The 2,753-nt window shown below is 53.3% G+C and carries 4 protein-coding genes and 3 tRNA genes; all 7 read left to right on the top strand.

The features are described from left to right. Positions 1-2: 2 nt before the first annotated feature. Complete coding sequence (birA, locus tag MA884_RS27715; protein ID WP_256233475.1) at positions 3-959, top strand: bifunctional biotin--[acetyl-CoA-carboxylase] ligase/biotin operon repressor BirA; 957 nt, start codon at positions 3-5, stop codon at positions 957-959. After that, positions 949-1,698, top strand: a complete 750-nt coding sequence (locus MA884_RS27710; RefSeq protein WP_256233474.1) for a pantothenate kinase — start codon at positions 949-951, stop codon at positions 1,696-1,698. The genes birA and MA884_RS27710 overlap by 11 nt, the downstream gene beginning before the upstream one ends. A 7-nt stretch (positions 1,699-1,705) precedes the next feature. Next, positions 1,706-2,158 (top strand): hypothetical protein, encoded by a 453-nt coding sequence (locus MA884_RS27705; protein WP_256233473.1) that lies wholly within the window; start codon positions 1,706-1,708, stop codon positions 2,156-2,158. Between the two features lie 142 nt (positions 2,159-2,300). Next, positions 2,301-2,385 (top strand) — tRNA-Tyr (locus tag MA884_RS27700). Positions 2,386-2,408: 23 nt separating this feature from the next. Further along, positions 2,409-2,482: transfer RNA gene (locus tag MA884_RS27695), tRNA-Gly, on the top strand. 26 nt (positions 2,483-2,508) lie between these two features. Then, a tRNA-Thr gene (locus MA884_RS27690) sits at positions 2,509-2,584 on the top strand. Between the two features lie 84 nt (positions 2,585-2,668). After that, a partial coding sequence (locus tag MA884_RS27685; protein ID WP_003292966.1) for a GTP-binding protein occupies positions 2,669-2,753 on the top strand: 85 nt, incomplete at its 3' end.

The following is a 2,753-nucleotide window of genomic DNA, read 5'->3' as shown; positions in this document are numbered from 1 at the left end:
GCATGCTCACGTTGCTAAAACTTCTGAAGGATGGCCGCTTCCATTCCGGACAGGCTCTGGGTACTGCGTTGGGTGTCAGTCGTAGTGCCGTATGGAAGCAGTTGCAGCACCTGGAGGCGGAGTTAGGATTATCAGTTCATAAGGTTCGAGGCAAAGGGTATCGGTTGGCTAAGCCGCTGGTGCTTTTGGATGCAGCTGAGATTGGTGCGAAGGGACCTTGTGAGTGGCCTATTCACATATTTGATTCTATTGACTCCACCAACGCCGAAGCGCTGCGTGCCATAAGTGGTGGGGCGCAGGCACCATTCCTGGTTTTGGCCGAGCGGCAGACTGCGGGTCGTGGTCGTCGCGGCCGCAAGTGGGTCAGCCCATTTGCCGACAATCTTTATCACAGCTTGGTGTTGCGCATTGACGGTGGCATGCGCCAGATCGAAGGGCTCAGTCTGGTCGTCGGACTTGCTGTCATGCACGTCTTGCGTGACATGGGAATTGCCGGGGCGGGATTGAAGTGGCCCAACGATGTCTTGGTTGGTGAGAAAAAAATAGCCGGCATTTTGCTTGAACTGGTAGGGGATCCAGCGGACGTTTGTCACGTTGTCCTGGGTGTAGGAATCAACGTGAATATGCGCTCGACCGATGAGGTCGATCAGCAATGGACGTCCATGTGTCTTGAGGCGACCAGGGATTTTGATCGCAATGAGCTGGTTGGACGATTGGTGGGGAAGTTTCAGCATTATCTGAGGCTCCACCAAGTATCGGGTTTTTCCGCGATCCAAGAAGAGTGGGAGCGATACCATCTATGGCAAGGGCGGGCTGTTTCGCTGATTGCCGGTATCAACCAAATTGACGGCGTCGTGATGGGTATTGATCGTCAGGGGGCGCTGCGTTTAAGGGTAGATGGCGTGGAAAAAATCTTTAGCGGTGGTGAGCTCAGTTTGAGGTTGCGTGATGATTCTTGAGCTCGATTGCGGCAATAGCTTTATCAAGTGGCGTGTCCTTCATCCCGATGGCGTAACGCCGGTCGAGGGAGGGGTGGTCGGTTCCGACACTGACCTGCTGGCGAGCCTGAACAATGCCGATAAATTCCAGCTCAAGAAATGCCGTCTCGTTAGTGTGAGGACGCTGGAAGAGACTGACTCGTTAGTTGCCTCGTTGGTTGATGCATTTGGAGTGTCCGTGTCACGTGCCGTACCCGTTCGGGAGATGGCAGGTGTCAGGAACGGTTATGACGATTACGAGCGATTAGGGCTCGATCGATGGTTGGCCCTGCTTGGCGGTTTTCATCTTGCTTCGGGAGCCTGTCTGGTGCTCGATTTTGGTACGGCCGTTACGGCGGATTTCGTGGCTGCAGACGGCGAGCATCTCGGCGGATTTATTTGCCCGGGTATGCCTTTGATGCGTAATCAGTTGCGTACCCATACCCGAAGAATTCGTTATGACGATATGGCGGCTGAGCGAGCCCATGAAAGCCTCGCTCCTGGTCACACGACTGTCGAGGCGGTCGAGCGTGGATGCATGCTGATGCTCAGAGGGTTTGTTCTGACTCAGCTTGAGTTGGCGACGGAATATTGGGGAAGCGACTTCGTGGTGTTTCTGACGGGGGGGGATGCCAGCCTGGTTTCCGGTGTCGTCCCTGATGCCAGGGTCGTGCCTGATCTGGTTTTTGTTGGCTTGGCGATGGCCTGTCCTTTGTCTTGAGGTATCTATGCGGTGGCTGTTTCTCTTGTTGCTGGTTTTGAATGTCTTCTATTACATCTGGCATCAACAGGAGGCTCCGCTTCGCGCAAAAGATGTGACTCCGTTGAGTCTGTATCGTGGCTCGCAACAGGATATTCATCTCTTGAGCGAAACGGCGGATGCGCTTGTAAGGCAGGATTCGGGTAGATCCGGGGCTCAACGAACGTGTGTTTATCTGGGTGGTTTTGTGCGTTCGGAAACGACGCGGCAGTTGGAGCAGCGACTGGCTGCTTTGGGGGTCGTGGCCCGTTCCGTTGCGTTAAGCTCGCCGAATTTGCCTGAGGGTGGAGGATTTTGGGTTCTGGTTTTGCCAGATAGCGTGGGGAAGGTGAATGAAATGCTGCTTGAAAACCTTTCTAGAGAATTCAATGAGTTAAAACATAAAATAATGCCCTGTGAAGGGGTTGCACCCGCAGGGTAGTTTGCATAGAATGGCGCCCGCTTCGCAGCGAAGGTCTTCATCGGCTAACGCTACGAAGCGAGGTCAACGCAGCTAACCTCAGGTTTTTAATGAGAAAATGCTTGACAGAAGGCTGGCATGATATAGAATGCCGGCTCGCTTAGGAGGGGTTCCCGAGCGGCCAAAGGGATCAGACTGTAAATCTGACGTCTACGACTTCGAAGGTTCGAATCCTTCCCCCTCCACCAGTTTAGCGTGAGCTGCAAGCTCCGCGGGTATAGTTTAGTGGTAGAACCTCAGCCTTCCAAGCTGATGATGCGGGTTCGATTCCCGCTACCCGCTCCAAGTTTGCAGGTTGTGCAAAGTGTTTTGCTCTTGTAGCTCAGTTGGTAGAGCACACCCTTGGTAAGGGTGAGGTCAGCGGTTCAAATCCGCTCAAGAGCTCCATATAACAAGGCAGATATGAAAATATCTGCCTTTGTTTTAATGGTTTGTGTGACTTGCTCAATTCTTCTCCTAGGGGTGATTTCGATGGCTAAGGAAAAGTTCGAACGTAATAAGCCGCACGTCAACGTTGGTACCATCGGTCACGTCGACCACGGTAAAACCACGCTGA

It is taken from the genome of Pseudomonas sp. Q11, assembly GCF_024494355.1.
In the GTDB taxonomy this organism is placed as follows: domain Bacteria; phylum Pseudomonadota; class Gammaproteobacteria; order Pseudomonadales; family Pseudomonadaceae; genus Aquipseudomonas; species Aquipseudomonas hefeiensis.
The sequence above is the reverse complement of the archived record's forward strand: the minus strand, read 5'-3'. Positions and strand labels throughout refer to the sequence as shown.